Source organism: bacterium, assembly GCA_016699045.1.
GTDB lineage: Bacteria > Babelota > Babeliae > Babelales > RVW-14 > AaIE-18.
The window spans coordinates 1,012,080-1,030,691 of sequence record CP064957.1 but is presented as its reverse complement, the minus strand read 5'-3'; the positions used below and the strand labels follow the sequence as shown (position 1 = coordinate 1,030,691).

18 protein-coding genes are annotated in these 18,612 nt (G+C 39.7%); 13 read left to right on the top strand and 5 right to left on the bottom strand.

All coding sequences use genetic code 11. The features are described 5' to 3' along the window. Nucleotides 1–40: 40 nt before the first annotated feature. From IPF37_04675 to IPF37_04660, 4 genes are all read left to right on the top strand, one after another. A complete protein-coding gene (locus IPF37_04675) occupies nt 41–1,378 on the top strand; it encodes a hypothetical protein (GenBank protein QQR48828.1) in 1,338 nt (445 codons plus the stop codon). Nucleotides 1,379–1,408: 30 nt separating this feature from the next. Continuing rightward, complete coding sequence (locus IPF37_04670) at nt 1,409–2,953, top strand: hypothetical protein (protein ID QQR48827.1); 1,545 nt, start codon at nt 1,409–1,411, stop codon at nt 2,951–2,953. 193 nt (nt 2,954–3,146) lie between these two features. After that, the gene (locus IPF37_04665; GenBank protein ID QQR48826.1) at nt 3,147–4,928 is read left to right on the top strand and encodes a hypothetical protein; all 1,782 of its coding nucleotides are present in this window, start codon (nt 3,147–3,149) and stop codon (nt 4,926–4,928) included. A 27-nt stretch (nt 4,929–4,955) separates the two neighbouring features. Continuing rightward, a complete protein-coding gene (locus IPF37_04660) occupies nt 4,956–6,710 on the top strand; it encodes a hypothetical protein (protein ID QQR48825.1) in 1,755 nt (584 codons plus the stop codon). A 7-nt stretch (nt 6,711–6,717) separates the two neighbouring features. On the opposite strand, the gene mnmG is transcribed toward IPF37_04660, so the two are convergent. After that, on the bottom strand, nt 6,718–8,559 hold the full coding sequence (mnmG, locus tag IPF37_04655; protein QQR48824.1) for a tRNA uridine-5-carboxymethylaminomethyl(34) synthesis enzyme MnmG: 1,842 nt from the start codon (nt 8,557–8,559) through the stop codon (nt 6,718–6,720). Between the two features lie 222 nt (nt 8,560–8,781). On the opposite strand from mnmG, the gene IPF37_04650 reads away from it, so the two are divergent. From IPF37_04650 to IPF37_04630, 5 genes are all read left to right on the top strand, one after another. Continuing rightward, nucleotides 8,782–10,260, top strand: a complete 1,479-nt coding sequence (locus tag IPF37_04650; GenBank protein QQR48823.1) for a hypothetical protein — start codon at nt 8,782–8,784, stop codon at nt 10,258–10,260. Nucleotides 10,261–10,407: 147 nt separating this feature from the next. Continuing rightward, nucleotides 10,408–10,620 carry a 30S ribosomal protein S21 gene (gene rpsU / locus IPF37_04645; GenBank protein ID QQR48822.1) on the top strand — a complete coding sequence of 71 codons (213 nt, stop codon included), beginning with the start codon at nt 10,408–10,410 and terminating at the stop codon, nt 10,618–10,620. Nucleotides 10,621–10,660: 40 nt separating this feature from the next. After that, nucleotides 10,661–11,092: a ribosome-binding factor A gene (locus IPF37_04640; GenBank protein ID QQR48821.1), complete on the top strand. Its 432-nt coding sequence runs from the start codon at nt 10,661–10,663 to the stop codon at nt 11,090–11,092. A gap of 30 nt (nt 11,093–11,122) precedes the next feature. Continuing rightward, nucleotides 11,123–12,139: a KpsF/GutQ family sugar-phosphate isomerase gene (locus tag IPF37_04635; protein QQR48820.1), complete on the top strand. Its 1,017-nt coding sequence runs from the start codon at nt 11,123–11,125 to the stop codon at nt 12,137–12,139. Next, nucleotides 12,136–12,942, top strand: a complete 807-nt coding sequence (locus IPF37_04630) for a prepilin peptidase (GenBank protein QQR48819.1) — start codon at nt 12,136–12,138, stop codon at nt 12,940–12,942. The genes IPF37_04635 and IPF37_04630 overlap by 4 nt, the downstream gene beginning before the upstream one ends. On the opposite strand, the gene IPF37_04625 is transcribed toward IPF37_04630, so the two are convergent. Next, nucleotides 12,943–13,425: a prepilin-type N-terminal cleavage/methylation domain-containing protein gene (locus IPF37_04625; GenBank protein ID QQR48818.1), complete on the bottom strand. Its 483-nt coding sequence runs from the start codon at nt 13,423–13,425 to the stop codon at nt 12,943–12,945. Nucleotides 13,426–13,599: 174 nt separating this feature from the next. On the opposite strand from IPF37_04625, the gene IPF37_04620 reads away from it, so the two are divergent. The 4 genes from IPF37_04620 (at nt 13,600) to IPF37_04605 (ending at nt 16,782) form a co-directional block, all read left to right on the top strand. Then, nucleotides 13,600–14,004 carry a hypothetical protein gene (locus tag IPF37_04620; GenBank protein QQR48817.1) on the top strand — a complete coding sequence of 135 codons (405 nt, stop codon included), beginning with the start codon at nt 13,600–13,602 and terminating at the stop codon, nt 14,002–14,004. A 4-nt stretch (nt 14,005–14,008) separates the two neighbouring features. Next, the gene (locus IPF37_04615) at nt 14,009–14,557 is read left to right on the top strand and encodes a hypothetical protein (GenBank protein QQR48816.1); all 549 of its coding nucleotides are present in this window, start codon (nt 14,009–14,011) and stop codon (nt 14,555–14,557) included. A 3-nt stretch (nt 14,558–14,560) separates the two neighbouring features. Further along, nucleotides 14,561–15,103: a hypothetical protein gene (locus IPF37_04610; GenBank protein QQR48815.1), complete on the top strand. Its 543-nt coding sequence runs from the start codon at nt 14,561–14,563 to the stop codon at nt 15,101–15,103. 107 nt (nt 15,104–15,210) lie between these two features. After that, nucleotides 15,211–16,782, top strand: coding sequence for a hypothetical protein (locus IPF37_04605; protein QQR48814.1), 1,572 nt, complete (start codon nt 15,211–15,213; stop codon nt 16,780–16,782). A gap of 8 nt (nt 16,783–16,790) precedes the next feature. On the opposite strand, the gene sufC is transcribed toward IPF37_04605, so the two are convergent. The 3 genes from sufC to IPF37_04590 all read right to left on the bottom strand — a co-directional run bounded on the left by sufC (nt 16,791) and on the right by IPF37_04590 (nt 18,606). Next, nucleotides 16,791–17,534 carry a Fe-S cluster assembly ATPase SufC gene (gene sufC / locus IPF37_04600; protein QQR48813.1) on the bottom strand — a complete coding sequence of 248 codons (744 nt, stop codon included), beginning with the start codon at nt 17,532–17,534 and terminating at the stop codon, nt 16,791–16,793. Between the two features lie 140 nt (nt 17,535–17,674). Next, nucleotides 17,675–17,914: a hypothetical protein gene (locus tag IPF37_04595; protein ID QQR48812.1), complete on the bottom strand. Its 240-nt coding sequence runs from the start codon at nt 17,912–17,914 to the stop codon at nt 17,675–17,677. A gap of 173 nt (nt 17,915–18,087) precedes the next feature. Continuing rightward, on the bottom strand, nt 18,088–18,606 hold the full coding sequence (locus IPF37_04590; GenBank protein QQR48811.1) for a glycine zipper 2TM domain-containing protein: 519 nt from the start codon (nt 18,604–18,606) through the stop codon (nt 18,088–18,090). Nucleotides 18,607–18,612: the final 6 nt, after the last annotated feature.

The following is an 18,612-nucleotide window of genomic DNA, read 5'->3' as shown; positions in this document are numbered from 1 at the left end:
TCGTAAAATTATAGCAACCAACCTAAAAAAGGAGATTTTTATGAAATTTTTTAGAAGTATGAATTTACTAATCGCTGCTACATGTTTTTTTGGTGTAGCACAGGGAGCGGCAGGAAAAAACTGGAGCAACTTATTTGATGGGCTTGGACAACCAGATTTTAAAGTAGATCAGCCCTATTCGTACTACTCAACCTCTTGGACGAGTTCGCTTGTAAATCTATTGGCTACGCCTAGCCTTATTCAATCTGAAAAATCAGCACGCAATGAATTAACTGCCGCAGGAAAAAAAGATTTGAAAGCTTTTTTTGATCAACTTTTCGAAAAACTAAAAGATAAACATGGTATACGCTCCGAAATTACTATCCAACAAGCCGAAAATCTTCTTAAAATTTTTAAAGATGACACAATCAAAAAACATATCATCAGACCTCAAGATGCAGAAATGCCGGCAATTACAAACAGCGACACTAACAAAATATATGAAACTCACTTATTTCTAGACAGTTTAATATCTGCTTTTGAGCTAGATCTTGCCACAAATGCTTCGATTGACAAACAAAAAACTTATGTCTCACTAAACCTTTTTAAAAAAATTTGGGCAGATGCAGACACTCCAACCGTCTGGAAAGAGTTTTTTGACGCACTTAAAAAGGCAGATTTTAATGAAAGCACATGGCAAGAAAATTTTAAAAACGCCTCCAGAAATGCACTTCAAGAATTATTCGACGCCCTTTTTAGTAAAATAGAATCGCAAAATATTTCTTCACAACAAATCAAAAATTTCGCTGCATGCTTAACAAAGGACTCTGCCATAGAAAAATCTATTATCACAAATATGAATGGAACAATCACGCTGCGCTATCAAAACGCACCCAACGAGATAAAGATTATAAATGACCCAGCTCACATTATCCCGCTGATAAAAACCATCTTTGATAAAAACACAGACACCAAAGATCTCTGGTCTAGTCTTGTAAAAAAACAACTCAAAAGCATCCGTCAAGAAAATAAAGAAATTAAAAAAAGGTTAGAAGAACCAGCAATAAAAGTAATAAAAACAAAGTACGAGGAAGCACAAAAAGCATACAATAACGCAACAAAAAAATCTGCTCCCTCAACAGAAAATCAACTCAACCAAGCATTAATCGCCTTAAAAGAAAAACTGACTCACCTTGCCTATGAGCTCCATCGTTTGCAAAATCCAGCCATACCAGCGTTTACACCGCCAGCAAAATCTGCACTCAAGGAAGCACTTGATGCAGCTAAAGCAGAATATGATAAAACTTATGAGCCACTTGCGACACGCCAACACCGATTAAAAACCGAAAAAGATACATTAAACGCACTGTTACTCAAAATCGCTTCTTCAAAAAAATAAGTTAGTTTGGATAATTTGTTTAGGGCCAGCATGAAAAATTTATCATTTAAGTATTGCCTTGCACTCGCTGCCTCGTGCTTTTTTGGGGTGGCGCAGGGCGCAGCTACAAAAAACTGGGATCCATTATTTGAGGGACTTACACAACCGAATTTTAGAATTGATACGAATTATCAGTACACCGACTGGTTTGGCTTTTCATCGACATCTAATCAATCTACAAAACAAGAGTTAGGTACTGCAACAAAAGCCGATCTTGAAGCATTTTTTACACAATTTCTTGATAAACTAATTATCGCGGAGAGAAATACGTCTTTATTTGGCAACTCAGACATACGTATCGATTTTACTTGGCAGCAAGTAGAAAATTTTCTCAAGCTTTTAAACGACGATGAAACGCTGCGAAATATCCGCGGGACACTTACAGAATTTCCTGATCAAGATCCGATAGTTGCTCAAAAAGGCGATATAGAATTATCGTTAGAAAGCCTTAAAAAAACAGTACAAAGAAAATTTGATAATCAAAAAAAAAAAGACCCGGCTTTTGATAAAACCGCACTAGTCCCGAGCACTTTTTTGAAATCAATTTGGGCAGATGCAGACACTCCAGCAAAATGGAAACCTTTTTTTAATGCAATCAAACACAATAATTTTAACATTGAAGACCACGCAGCTCTCTTCACAAACGCCACCAAACAAGAGCTTGAATCTTTTTTTGGGTCATTTTTTAGAAAACTAAAAACAACCAATCTTATCTGGCAGCAAGTGAGAAATTTTAATAAAGTTCTCAAAAACCAGACAATTGTCAATTCTCTTACAAATAAAACACCTTCAATAACTATAAAGAAAGCTGATAAAATTACATTCCAAACGCCGACCGTTTTAAAAGAAATGTCTCAAATAATCGACGAACAAAAGAGCAGGCTGGCCGTCGGCGATGACAACAGACATATAACAAAACTTCTCTGGCAAGATATTTTGGCTAAAGCATTCCCACTCTCAGGAGAAAACAAAAAAAAACTTGCACGATTACTTGATGCAAAAGAAATTGAATTACAAGAAAAAGAAACAGCACTTAAAACCGCAAGCAAAAAACTAGCGGGCGCAGATTCTGACGAACAAAAAAGATTGCAACAAGAATATACTGCCAAAACAATTGCATACCAAAAAGCACAAAGAAAACACGAAAAAGCTACTCGTGCTTTGCAAGCAATACAACATCAAAACCTAGCTCAGACAGATACGCCACTTGAGCAATTAAACAACGCACTTGTCGCCTTAAAAGCAAAACTTGCCCACCTTGGCCAAGCACTTCACCAGTTGCAAGATCCAAGCTATTCACCCCCAGCCCCTACAACCCCACCAACATCGGCAAAATTAGACGAGCTAAAACAAAAAGTTGCGAAAGCAAAAGAAAAAATGGATAAAACAAAGACAGCAGAAGTCAAAGCTCAGGCAGCATATGAAAAATTCTTCGAGCAATTCCAAAAAGAATTAGCTCAAAAAGGACAACTAGAACATTCAATAGAAAACTTAAAAGCCGAAATAAATGATCTAAAAGCACGCCTGACGGCATAGATCCTCACTATTCGCTCACGCACATTAAAAGGCTTTGCTGTTTTTACTACAAGGCCTTTTCCTTTTTCAAAACAATATCTCTACGCATAAAAAAATCTTTTTGTGATCATTTTCTTTACAAATTTCCAGTCTTTTAATTAGCGTTAAAAAAAGTAAATTCTGGAAATTTGGTTATAAATAATCGGAGAGCAAAATGAACCTGTCCAAATTTTTTTGTTGTGTTCTACTGGCAACAGCCTATCTTGCTAGCGTAGCACAAGGGGCGGCTGACGAAAATCTTAAATATCAAGAAAAAGGTACTTATTGGACGCCCTTGCTTGAGGCACTCAAAAAAGCAGACTTTAATGAACACACGACCTATACCTATGCAAAACCGAATTTTTTAGATTTGGCTGAATACAAAAAGTTTGACGGTACTTTTCAAAACAGCTTTGATGCTATATTTCCAGCAGACTTTGTAGAGTCACTCGCGCCAACAGTAAGCGCCTTTTTTATACAACTGGTGACGGACAAACTACAACCTCTTAACAGAGCTCTAGTAGGGACCTCTCTACGCCCGGACTTAACCTGGCAGCAAGTCGAAAATATCATTAAAATTTTGAATCATACCGAAACCTTAAGCGCTATAATCAGCAAAATTGGACAAAATATTGTATTTCAAAACAATGATATTTCAAGCCTTAAAACAGCAAAAAAATATCGCATTAAATTATTTCTAAAAAGCTTAAAAACAATTTTTGAAACTAGACTTGCAACAGCAAAAAACAACTCTAGCTATCAAGCAAAAAGCTATGTACCAGAAACACTTTTTGAAGATCTTTTAAAAGACGCTGATCATAACACGCAACTCATTGCACAAGCAAAAGCCGCAATGACAGCAGCAACAACAAAACGTGTTGAGCAAAAGAAAGAGTTACAAACAGCAGAAAAAGATCAAAAACAAAAAATAGATGCGGTTACCGCTAAAAAAGAAAGTGCTGAAATTAAAGAAACAAAACAACATATTACAAATCTAGAGCAACAAGTTGTCGCTGCTGAAGCTGCCGTTGAACAAGCAAAAACAGAACTTGCTGCAGCAGAAGCGTCTGCTAAAATCCCTCCAGCTTTACCAGTCAATCCTCTTGAACAATTACAACATGCTCTCACGGCTCTGAAAACAAAACTGGCTCAGCTTGGCCAAGCCCTGAATCACTTACAAAATCAAGCAGCCCCGCATGAACTACCAAGTGCTGAAAATAAAGCAGCTACAAAAGCAAAAGCAAAATTAGCACAGGCGGAAGCCAATCTACAAGCGGCACGCCAAGCACTTTTGGCCGCTCAACAAGCTGCCGAGCTTAATCAAAATTTCATTGAACTCCAAGAATTGGAACAAAAAGAAAAAGATGCTCAAGCGGCTGCTTTAGCATCTTTAAAACAATACACCACCGCTAACACAGACTTTAGAGCGGCTCTCGCTCATTATAAAGCAATCTTACAATCGGTTGAAATTTCAATACAAACAGCTCAAGAAAAACATATCGAAACAACAGAAAGCGTTACTTCTGAAGCCCAAGATTATTTTGATACCATAGAAGATTTTTACAGCCGAGCAAAAATTAAAAATAAAAACTGGGAAGAAACCAAAGAAATAGAAACAAGATTCAGCGCAGCAATGGAAAAACTCGCAGAATTAAAAAAAGACAGCAATGACATCGAACAGAAAAAAGCGTTAAAAGAAGTAATCAAATATTTGTTGGAAGAAGTCAGAACAATAGAACAAAAAGCACAACACCTGGCGCTCAGAATTGATGAAGCAAGAAAAAATAATACCATCGAATTAGAAACTCTCTTAAAACAATCTTTTCCAGAATACGTTCCAATGAAGATAACAATAGCCCGCGCCAACGCCATGTCCAAGCTTAATTCACCAAAAGAACAAGATCGAATACAAGGCTGCAAAATTATTGAAGACATGATTCAAAAATATAAAAAATAATCTCAACTCTAAACCGGAGAACAATTAATGAACAAACCAAAATTTATGCATAGCTTCATTCTAGCAACTGTCCTTTTTGTCGGTGTAGCACAAGGAGCAGCAAGCAATCCAGAAGAATTTACTGATGATCTATTCGCAGAGCTCGCCGAAGATGATTTTCAGGTCGAAGGAACTGACGATAATGGAAAATTTTTCAATAACTTTACTCACGCCAAGCAAAAAGAGGCCGAATATTTTTTCAAAGAACTTATTGAAAACCTTATCAGCGGAGACCACTACGATGATCCAGGAATGATTTTTTGGGGGGATGTTACCGTACGCACCGATCTAACTTGGCAACAAATTGAAAACATCATTAAAATTTTAAAACATCCCCAAGCAGTCCAAGACATTATAGAAATATTAAAAGGCGCACAGGACCTTGATAAAGCAAAAATTATCTTAAAAAATAAAAAAATTCCAAGCCTCAATCCTCAAAAAAAATATTCCATTAAATTGTTTCTCAAAAGTCTAAAAACCGTTTTTGAAACAGATCTTTCATCAGCAAAAAAAGACTCAAACTATAAAGTAACAAACTATGTACCAGCAACGCTACTGAGCAATCTTTTAAACAATCTTGATACCAATGTACAACTATTGAAAAAAGCAAAAGCCGCAAAAAAAACAGCAGAAGCGGAACTACAGAGTCTGGAAAATGTCATAAAAAATACACAAAAAGCAAAAACCAATGCTGAAGATAGTCTAAAAGCAGCAGAAGCAGTTGAACAAGCAGAAAAAAATCTTGCCGCAGCTCAAGCAGGCACAACGCCTCCAGTAATTGCCAGCACACCACTTGACCAGTTAAAAAATAGCCTGATGGCCTTAAAAACAAAATTGGTCAACCTTGCACAAGCACTTAATCCACTACAAAATCCAGGAGCACCACAGCCTGCAGCGCCAATAGTCGTTAATAATCAATCCGTTGCAGACGCCGAAACAAAACTTGCAGCGGCAAAAGAAAAACTAACAAAGCTTCTAAAGATCAAGTTCAATACAATTCTTGAAACCATCGATGATTTAAAAACCCAAATTCAAACTGCCAAATCTACTCTTGAAAAAGAAAACAATAAGCTTCCAGCCGCACAACAAAAAGCAACAGAAGCAATCAAGCACCTAAAAGAGACAATACAATTAGTTACAGAAATTGAATTTACAACACCAAAGCCAGCATCAGCTCAAGAAAATCCAAAAATCGAAATCCCTACCCCAGACCCAACACCAAAACTTGAGCATCCAACCGTGAATAGACCAAAAAAACCAGGCCGAAAAACGCCCACCCACCAACGCCATGCTGAACGTATCAAAGAACAAAAAGAAAAAATTACTCTTGACGCAAAACAACACGTTGACGAAATAAAACAACAATATAAAGAATTAAAAGCAAAAAATCATACGGGAACAGAAACGCAAGAAATAAAAACCATATTTAAATCAGCGCGAGAAAAACTTGCGACATTAGAAAGCAATGATGAATTAGAAGCAAAAAAATCCCTTGCTCGTGATATCAGCATGCTTTTAGTCAGAAGCAATGGAATATTTTTTGCGTTAAAAATAGCAGAAGCAAAAAATATGGGCGCGGAGTTAAAAGAACGGTTGAATGCACAAGGAAAAAAAATGAAAATAGCAGACCTTGCCATAATCAGAGAGGCATTGGATAAGCTCAATTCAGAGAATCTTAACACACAGGAACAAGCGCGCAAAGAGATTGAAGCAATTATCAAAAAATATGAACCAACACCGTAGAAAAAAACTAGCCCTTGCGCACAGAAAAAATTAACAGCGAAATGGCGGCTGGCGTCATACCCGGAATAAGCTGTGCTTGCGCAATATTTTTAGGTTGATAGCGCACGAGTTTTTCTTGCATCTCGCCATTCAAGCCAGCAATTTTACGAAAATCTAACGCCACAGGAATTTCAAGGCTCTGGTAACGCAGAGCCTTTTCTACTTCAAGTTGCTCTTTGCGCAAATAACCTTCGTAGCGAATGTCGGCATGGACACCAAGCAAAGCACGGCTTGAAAGCGCGGCCGCTGATATATCCTTTTCACGTAGCACATTTTCAAGCAATGAGCGCGCATGAGCTTGCGCTTCATCAGTAAACTCAACAACTTGAAATGCTTTAAATAGTTCACTAGCAGAACCGGCACCACGAATTAAGCTCACGCTTTTTTGAATAATATCACGCTCTGCTTCAAAACGTGCAAACAGTGCATCATCGATTAAGCCCAATTTATGCGCGTACGGCATAATGCGCAAAAACACATTGTCTTGGCGCAACAACAACCGGCGCTCAGCGCGCGAGGTAAACATGCGATATGGCTCGTCAACGCCCAGCGTTACCATATCGTCAATCATAACGCCGATATAACTTTCATGACGATTCAACACAAACGGTTCTTGATTGGTGCGGCGCAAATGCGCGTTGATACCAGCAATAATACCTTGACCAGCAGCTTCTTCATAACCAGTGGTACCATTCAGCTGGCCCGCCAAAAACAAACCTTGAACGGTTTTTGCTTCCAGCGAATGCATCAAATTATTTGGCTGAATAAAATCGTACTCAATCGCATAACCACATTTTGAAATAACCGCATTTTCAAAACCTGCCATGCTACGCATGTACGCTTCTTGCACATCAAGCGGCAACGAGGTTGAAAGACCGGCAGGATAAATTTCATCAACTTCTTTGCTTTCTGGTTCAACAAAAACATGATGCGTCGTCTTGTCAGGAAAGCGACCAATCTTGTCTTCAATTGATGGACAGTAACGCGGACCGCGGCCCTTAATATTGCCTGAATACATGGCAGAAAGATGCAAGTTTTCACGAATGTGTTGATGCGTTATTTCATTAGTTTGCGCAATGTAGCAGGCCATTTGATCAGTCACTTCTTCGTGATCAAACTGATAGAGATAATCTAATTTTTGTGGCGGTTGTTGTTCGAGTTTTGAAAAATCAATACTTGCACGCTCAATCCGCGGCGGCGTTCCCGTTTTTAAACGACCAACTTTAACGCCCATCGCTCGCGCAATAGATTCTGAAAGACCGTACGATGCCGCTTCGCCACGCCTGCCGGCTTTGTAGCGCGTCAGACCAACGTGCACCAGCCCACTCATAAACGTACCGGTGGTTACAACAACGCATGACGCATGAAGCACGGTACCGTCAGCAGCACGAATGCCCGTAATGCGTCGTAGGCCATCAACATCTTCAATCAAAATTTCTTGGGCCATGAGCGGAACAATCGTAAGATTTTGCACTTTTGATAACACTTCTTTGGCAGCACGACTGTACGCGTACTTATCAATCTGCAAACGCAAACCTTGTACTGCCGGACCTTTGCTCGTGTTCAGCATGCGCGCTTGCAAATACGTCTTTGATGCAAGTTGTGGCATGAGCCCGCCAAGCGCACTGACTTCATAAACAATATGTCCCTTGCCCAACCCGCCAATCGACGGATTGCACGGCATGGTTGCAATTTTGTTTGCATCAAGCGTCACGAGGGCTGTTTTTGAGCCCATCTTTGCAGCTGCGTATGCCGCTTCAACACCGGCATGGCCACCGCCAATAACTATCACATCAAAGTTTGTGTTCATCGTAATCTTTTAAATTATTAATTTATTTTTTGCCCCTTAAGAAATCCTGCTCGCACAGAACATTAATTCTACACTATTTTTTTCCTTTTTTTAAGTAAATGTATGCGCATTACAGCCTGTCACGAATAACATTTGCAGACTCCTTGACGCGCGAATATAAATAGTGCTATAACACAGAAGTATTTTCCTCAAAACCCTCTCTAGAACGAAAAAAGGATTAGTATGAAGCTGTTACATCAAAAAAAATCATCTTTTCTGATCGTACTTATCGGTTCGATCCTTTTAACAAATCAATACTGCTTGTCACTACCAATACTCAACGTACAAGAACCTGCGATCCTTCACACACACATGGGCACCGATAACTATTATAAAGATCGCAAAAATGGTGAACTTAATCTGTACCTCTCGCCTTTTTATCAACATACTTCAAGCGCAAGCCAAGACGGCAGCGGCAACAAAACAGGCTCTCGCAACAAAGTGGCTACTGGCAACATACTGGGTCGTTGGAATATGTTTGCACTTTTTTATAATGACGCCCGCCCAACCGGCAAACTAACGCCCACACTCACGACAGCAAAAACGATTGTTAATGGATTAACAGGCCAAGATTCGCTTTACAAGATTAACGGTACTCTTGCACCATCGCCGGTTTTGTTTAAAAATTTTACCCTCGAACAAAACTTTGATCTTGAGAACGGCCAGATCGATGAAATTGGTACCTACAAAGAAGTGAATATTGAATATGAAAAGCTCGGCCTGCGAACGCGCTTTGGTTATGATTTTGCTTTTGGGCTTGGCATCGCACTGAAAGCTGGTATCGCTTCGTACAAACAAACGCCTGTTTATGCGCTTGACTCAATTATTGATGATACGCTCAAAAACACCGCCGCTCCTTCAGGATCAGAGAGCACCGCGGTTATCCAAATGAGCGAACCAATTGCTCAACAATTATTTGATAAACTTCTCTCAAAAAGCAGTATGATTTCAATCGCCAAAGAACTCGATCTCAATTTAGTTGAACAACGCCGCACCGAACCTGAAGACATTCACATCAGCGTTTATTGGCATCTACCAATAAAAATTAAGGGTGAAAATGATCAAATATTTCATGTCGTTCCACACCTTTCCGTTGGCGCATGGTTGCCATTTGGTCAAGAAATAGATCCTAATCAACCATTCACTATTTCAACGGGAAATGATGGCTTTACCGGCGGGACCGTTGAAGCATCAATTGCTTTTGATTTTCCCGAAGCATTACAAGTCAGCTTTGGTGGCGGCGTAGCATTTTATGGCGACAAAGAACTTAAAAACCAACGCGTCCCAACCAGCATTTATCAAATAGGCATCATTCCATGGACCACCACCATCAACCGTCAACCAGGCGCCGTGTGGTATGTCAATGCCTCATTTAAAGCAGACAATTTTGTGAAAGATTTCTCATTTTTCTGCGATTATGTGTACACCGAACACGCACAAGATAGCATTACCATCATAGAAAGTAATGCAACACGCAAAACCAAGTTTTTACCGGCAGAACTTGAAAAACGCTCCGCATGGAAAATTCAAAATTTCAATGCCGGTATGGAATACGCCATGAATCAACATTGCGCCTTTGGTATCGGTGTTCAGGGCACTATCGGAGGCGTTAGGACCTACCGCCCAACTACCATCATTGGTTCCTTTGTTGGTAAGTTCTAAAAGCAATAACCGCTGCCTGTAGGCCTTTTGCCTCAATAATTCAATTGGGACATTTGATTGACAAACTGATGAAAATCGCGTAAAATTGAGGTCAGAATTCAAAAAGTTTAACCCTCTACTTTTATTGAAAGGCGGCGTTAAAGACGTATGGCAAAAAAAACGTTTAACATCGAAATTCAGGTTCAAGGTAATCTTGAAAAAAGTCTTAAGCAGCTCAAAAAGAAAATTGAACGCGAAGGCGTTGTCCGCGACATGAAGCGTCAAGTGTACTTTGAGCCAACCACGCAAAAAAAGCGTAAACGCCTCATGCGTGCCATTAAGAACGGCATCCTGAAAAATATTGAATTACTGAGCTCCTAGTCTTTTAGCACGCTTTTTAGCGAAGATGAGTCTTTCTGCTGTGAATGAACGAAAACCAAACGAACGAAAAAAAGAACAAAAAAAATCTTTCTTGTTGCGAGAAATTGCAACATTAGTTCATAAACTTTCACAAGAAGAACCTGACATTGCCGCAGTTTTTATTACCAGAGTTGAGCTTTCAGCTGACAACGGTATCTGCTACATCTATTTTGCTGCCTATCCAGATCCATGTGTACAGGATTTTAAGGCTGCAGCGTTGGCAATGTTTGAAAAAGCTCTCGAACGGCTCAAGCTTTATAAACCTTCACTTCGTACTGCTCTTTCAAAAGTCATGCATGGCAAGTATACACCGAGCTTGATTTTCTTATTTGACGAAAAGCAAGAAAAAGTACTCAAGATTAATGAGCTTCTTGATAAAGTTCAACATGATTTGGACGAGCACGCTGAACAAACAGAAGGACCTGACGCGTAACCAATACGTAACTAAAGCAGGAGCAATGGGATGCTGAGCGAACAGGCCGAAAGCCATCGCACATCAAAACACCTTAATCCTTCGCTCATTGAGCAAGAATTGGTTCGCGTTCTTGCAGCTGAAGCAGCAAGTCTTCAATTTTTATCACAACATATGCCGACAACGGCGGTTCAACTTGTGCAAATTATTGCACAGGTTTCAGGAAAAGTTATATTTTCGGGAAGTGGCAAGTCTGGCTTGGTTGGCCAAAAATTAGCGTCAACCTTTGCAAGCTTGGGCGTTCCCGCTTTTTTTTTGCATCCAAACGATGCCTTGCACGGCGATTTGGGTGCTATTCAACCTCATGATCTTTTTATCGCCCTTTCTAAAAGCGGTACCGGCATAGAACTTGAACACATTTTCAGATTTTTGCACAGCAGCAACTTGCGCGCTATTTTGTGGTGTTGCGATTTGGGTGTACTCAGCCGTAAGGCAGATTTGGTCATTCAACTGCCATTTGCCCAAGAAGCGTGCCACTTGGGACTAGCACCTTCAAGCAGCTCAACCTTGATGCTGGCCTTTGGCGATGCAATTGCCATCACTGTTAGCAAATACAAACGTTACACTAAGTACGACTTTGCGCGCGTCCACCCCGCTGGCGCACTAGGCAAAAAATTACTCCTCACCGTTGAATCATTAATGTATTCAGAAAGCGCTCTTCCACTGCTGGCACCAACAGCGTCATTTCAAGATGTGGTACTCACCATTACCTCAAAAAAATTAGGTGTAGGAATTATTATTGATGACAAACAAAAGCTTTTAGGCATTATTACCGATGGCGATTTGCGTCGTGCCTGCACACAAGGCCCCACGGTCTTTGAACAGTCCGCGATTACCATCATGACAAAAAATCCAAAAACAATCTCTTTGCACAAACCAGCACACGATGCGCTTATGATCATGGAAAACAGTAATATTACTTCTTTGGTTGTTGTTGATCATGACAAAGTATGCGGCTTAATTCATGTGCATGATCTCATTAAAGCTGGCCTGAAAGGCATTACATGACCACCTTTATTTTTTTAGCGTTATGGATTTTGTTTTCTTTAGCGTGGGGATCTTTTTTATGCGCTAGTGCCTACCGAGTTGCGTTTGATAAACATTTTTTACGAACTCGTTCTCATTGCCCAGCATGCGATCACCGCATTCCGTGGTACGCCAATCTACCGGTTATTTCGTGGCTGGCTTTGCGCGGCAAATGTTTAAACTGCTTTGCACCAATTTCGTTGGTGTACCCATTTATTGAATTATTATCAAGCTTGATCTTTACCGCCTTACTTTTCCAAACAGCTCAACTTATCAACAGCTGGCCACTACTCGTACTTGAAACAGAACAAGTTTATACGTTAGTAATTTACGGCTTATTTTTTTCTTGTTTAATCTTTTCAAGCGCTACCGATTTGTTTGCCATGGTCATTCCACAAGCAGTAACGCTGTGGTTGATTCCTGTTGGCATAGCACTTGGTTATAGTAACTTATTGTCAATTTCTGGCACAGAAAGTTTAATTGGTGCCATTGCCGGCTATGGCTGCCTGTGGCTTACGGCGACCATTTTTAAAGTAATCAAAAAAAAAGAAGGAATGGGCGTTGGTGACATGGAATTACTGGGATTCATTGGTGCCTTTTTGGGGCCACTCGGTATTTGGATAACTCTCATGCTAGGATCATTTTCAGCACTCGTACTTGGCACACTCTATCTCAATATTGCCAATCGAGATAGAACGACACGCATTCCATTCGGGCCTTTTTTGTCGCTGGGCGCCATCATGTATTATTTTTTTCAAGAACCGCTGATCGCGCTGTTCTTTTAATCAAAGACCATTTTGTACATGCGTAATTTTACGCGACTCATCAATCTGCCACACATCAATATCATTTTTTCCGCGTAAATCACCCGCTGCTTTGGCAAGAAAGCTTGATTGATCGGCATACGATTGTCCCAAATTTTCTTTAGCTGCACCGAGCTTGCCAGTAAAATAATGAATGCCCTCTTGCGCACCAGGCACGTTAAAGCCGTACGTATAATAAAAGTTTTCATCAGCACCGCCACCACGATACCCCTCAGGCTTCCAATTCAAACCCTGATCGCCATTCAGCACGCTGGTATACTTACCATTTTCTGCAAAATAAACTTGCTGCGCGGTGTGCAACGATGCCAAAATCATCCCAACTTCTGCTTGGCGGGCACGCAATTGATAATGAAAATATTGCGGCACAGCAATGCCTGCTAAAAAGGCCATAATGGCCATTACAATCATTAATTCAATTAAGGTAAACGCTTTTTGTACTTTCACGTCTTTCTCCTTTATTCTAATATTCGTACTGATCACCTTGTTAGTTTTGCACGCGATTAAAACATGATGCAATACTTTTTATGTTTTTAGTCAAAAGTAAAAATATCTTTGAATTTTTTTCGTTATGAATTATGGTACAATACGCACTGCAATAAACATAAGAAAGGGAAATAGATGAAAAAATATTATGCTCTGGCAACCGCCATATTATTCAGCAGCACAGCGTTTACTCATAATGAAGAAATTGTTACGACTCTCCAAACCATGTCTGACGAAATACTTGCTTCAGCTGAAGTTTTTATGCCGTATAAAAAAAATCCTGAACCTGAAAACGCGCAAGCCTTGAGCGAATCCATTATACAATCGTGCATGACGACGTTTGACATGAATGATTACCGACTTACGCGACCACTTAAAGCAGTCAGTACCGAAGACAAAACAAAATTACACAGCGCCATGGAACAAGCCAAACAGGAACTTGCACAACAAAAATTTTTCGCTCCACACCAAGCACAAGAAATGGTTAAGATTTTTACCGAGCATCTTATCGCATCGTTTACCACTATTTTAGGAAAATAATAGTATGAAAAAATTTATTTTCTCATCGCTCTTGCTGATTTCCGTTGCCCCATCGCTTAACGCTGCTGCTAAAGCTAAAAGGCCATACAGCGAACGAGAACAAAAAATCACCCTCCTCAATATTGATAAAACTGTCATTAATCATCAAACAATAACTGAAGAAACAGCACCGGCTATTTTAAAAAAACTAAACATAGCCACATACTATGCTATCAAATGTTATGCACAAACAGAATCTAAATACTATGATCCTAAGTTTGATGAAATTTATGAAAATTTCATCAAAAAGGCTATTACTTTTTATGATTCTTTGCACCTTAGAACCACTATGTATCAACAACCTGTCCATGTTGATGTCATTTATTTTTATATTTTTTCTCGCTGTTTTCCTGAAAAAGCTGCCGCTCTTTTAGATCTGACAAAAAACTTGAGAGAACTATTAGAGACAGAGGGACAAAAGGGCAACGATATCAATCAAGCTTTAACGTTAATTGTGAACTGGCGCAAGGCCATATACGACGGCATGAAAGCAATCGTAGAAAAGAAAGAATAAAATATGAAAAAATTTATTCTTTCTTTAGTTATGTTGGTTGCCATTGCACCATCGCAGCATGCCGCAAGCACTCAGCCACCTTATGAAATTCAAACTGAAAACCTTATAGTTCTTGATATCCAACGAGATCTTAATTATCAAACAATCACCAAAGAAACGGCACCAACAATATTAAGCGTTCTTGACAAAGCCGTACACAACGCCATCATTTTTCATGCTCAAGAATTATCTAGAAACATGAATTCAGAAGGCGATAATTTTTATGAAAAATTCATCCGCCCTGTCCTTGATTTTTCTGAGCTCTTTCACATCAAAACCACCCTATACCGGCAACCTGTCCACATCGATGTGGTCTATTTTTATATTTTTTCCCGATTTTTTCCCGAAAAAGCTCTTGCCTTTTTTACTCTGGGAGCCAATGCACACAAGAATCTAAAAAAACAAAGCCCAGAATGCCTTACCAAGGAAGATGCGCTTAACTTAATTTTGGCGTGGATACAAAACATACGCAATGGTATGGCAGAAATTTTAAAGCATGAAGACTGACATTTTAGACTGTCATCAATAAAACTTGCACAAAAGAAAACTATCCTGATAGTATTTAACCAGCCTACAGGACACTATTTATAATCTCATTGATTCAAGGATTTATTATGCTAAAAAAAAGTATCTTGCTGTGTATTGTCATTTCTTGTTGTGTGGAAAAAAACCACGGAGCAGCATCTTTGAAAGAAGAATCGGAAACTCAAGAAGCAGCCGCGCAAGAGACTAAAATTCCTGTGCCTCTACGTTTACCAGACCTTACTGATATAACAACCGATAATGTTTGTGAAAAAACGTATGATTATCTAAGAGGTGTTTTATTTGCATCAAACACCTCTTTAAATCGTTCAAGTACCTGGAGCGCCGGAAAACATAGCCCACGTCATGATACCCTTTGCACAGGGGACAATTTTAAAACTCACAGCCCACGAAACCAAGAACATTTCGAAACACTGGTTCAACCAAGTCTACAACCAATCAAAGATTTTATCACTAAATTGCGCGATAAAACCAAAAAAGAGTCTAATTTGCTGACTTATTTGAATAAAATTCCAACGTCATTACAACATACTCACCACTTTAGTGTTTGGTATTTTTTCACTGAATTTTCACAGCAAGACCTGAGAGACGTGTTTAGAAAAATGTACAATCAAAAACCAATCGCCGCTATTGATGCTATTACCTCAAAATTTTTTAGTGAAGCAACTTGTCTACCGATTGGCGATATGTTTGTTTGGTTTTTGCAACGACACATCAATAATGCTGTAATTAATGAGTCTTCCCTTGATACGCGGTATGAATCATACTTTGACACACTGGATATCGTATTAGAAAACAATCAAAAGCTCTTCGATGATTGTTCTATGCTTTTTGGATTTGCAAAAACAAAGTTGCGTGTTAAAAACATTAAAAGAAGCACGTCTGCAACACTAGTAACTCCAAGAACAGAAGCTGCTAAAAAAGCCGCAGACCAGCCAGATATAACACCTACTGACCTACCAACCATATCAAATGGCAAAAACAGAAACTCACTCGACCCACACCAAGAAATACCCGCTTTTTATCAACAAAGACGCCGACCATCAGTCTCAACAGCTAGTAAGCAAAATATACTGCCACGAGGCCGAAACTCAGATCCAACTATGCGCAACCTCAATAGAAATTTCACCAACTTAGGCCTTAGTAACCTTCCCATTACGACTCCTGAAGGCAGTGGCACCCCAAAGGGCCCGCGCAGTCAATTAAGTTCGAGTAGCGCAATGCCATTTAACAAGGATACAGCAATCGTTAATCACTTGTCCACCATTTCAGATAAGGTAAGCATGGCAGATTTTGTAGCTTGTTTCACGCAAGAAATACAAATTTTAAAAACGCCCCAACAACTCATCATTATTAAAAAAGCGTGGGATGATTTCTTAACAATATTAACAATACAAGAAGAAATGAAAATAACACCCCAAGAGTTGGCGTTAGTTATTGATAAATTTGGTATCACCGATGCATTGCTCAATGAAAAAAAACAAGCTATTGATGAATTTAACGCTCTATTTAATGAAGTATTAAATCGCAATAAATCAGAAGCTGTTGATTATAATGTCTACCAGATTTTCAAGCAACTGTATGATGAAAAAGTTGCTACTTTAGATACTGAAGACAAGGGAAAAGAAGAAGCAGCTGAATAAAAAACTTGTTACTCGTCGTAGCCGTGAGCTTCAAGTTCATCAGCAAGTGAAGCGTCGCCAGATTTTACAATTTTGCCGTGACGCATCACGTGAATTACATCAGGCTTGAGATACTGCAAAATACGCTGATAATGCGTAATCATTAAAATGGCCATGTTGGGATTGTCGTGCTTTACCGCGCGCAATCCCTCACACACAATCTTTAAAGCATCAATATCAAGACCAGAATCAATTTCATCAAGAATCGCGACTTTTGGCTGCAAGACCGCCAATTGTAAAATTTCGGCGCGTTTTTTTTCGCCACCAGAAAAACCAACATTAATAAAGCGATCAATAAAAGCAGGATCCATTTTTAAGAGCGCCACTTTACTCAACAGCAACGCATGAAAGTCGCGAATACGTAATTGCTTATCTGTGCCATCGTACATGGCATTGTATGCTTGACGCAAAAAATCTTTATACACAACACCATCAATTTCATACGGATGTTGCATCGCCAAAAACATCCCCAGCTTAGCACGTTTGTCGGGCGACAAATCATTAAGTTTTTGGCCCCTCAATACAACAGAACCTTCCGTAATCGTGTAACGCGGATGCCCCATGAGCGTAAGCGCCAGTGAACTCTTACCAGAACCGTTGGGCCCCATAATGGCATGAATTCTGCCAGGTTCAAGAGCAAGCTGAATGCCATTTAAAATTGTTGTGCCTTCAACGGCAGCATGAATATTGTTGATGGTCAGTACATTATTCATAATGATTTTTATTTCGAAAAATTATGATAAAAATATTTTGTTGTAGTAAACCTTTATTTTAAACAATAAAAGAGGCTCAAGCAAGTTTTGCCACTTACTTAAAAGCCTCTTTTATTTGTGGGGAAGAATTTTTTTATATGTTATTTTTTGTCACTTTTGCCAGAAGCATGACCAATAACACCGCCGAGCACGCCACCAGCGACACCGCCAGCAACCGCCCCGCCAGTACCACCTGCCGCACCACCAATGGCAGCGCCACCAGCCGCACCAAGAATCACGCCCGCCGCTGTGGTTTCTTGTTTAGTACAACTTGCAAGAAAGAGCCCTAAACTCAAAATACCAACATACACAACAAAGCGCGCAATAAGGATACGTTTCATAATAATCTCCCTTTTTCTTACTTTTAATACCATTCAAAACGCTAGCAATTAAAGCACTTGTTTATAATTAAATTATAATAGAAAATAAAATCAAAAGTAAAGAAAGAGGGAATACCAAGAAAAAAGGCCCTGGTTAAGAGCCTTTTTATAACATTTACATTATATATTTTTAATTAACGATACGATAGCAACACGCGTTCTGGACAATATGGACAGTAGCGATAACGTGAATGAGCTTCAAAAACTCCTGCGCAACGCTCGCAGCATTTTTCTCGCACTAACCGATCGCCACAGTCTGGACAACGGTTAGCACCGCTCAACGTAACGCGCTTACAACAGTAAGCACACCAATTTTTTACTTGGCGCTTTAAAAGCTCATTTTCAAGCCGCACTCGCTCAAGTTGTGCTTCACGAAGGCGCTGTTCTTGTGCTACAACGCGTCGCTCTATTTTATGGTCTTTTTCATCCTGATCAGCTGATTTACCAACTTCACGACCCAAAAGGTTCCCGAGGGCTGCACCCACCAACGTACCAGCACCTTTGCTGTTTCTACCAGAAACAGCATTACCAATCATCGCGCCAGAGACCGCGCCAAAAGCACCAGTTGACGCTTCATGCTTGCCACAGCTTACCAAAATAACCAACAAAGCCAGTTGGCAGCTATACCTGCCAACTGCCATAATCCTCTTCATAAGCCC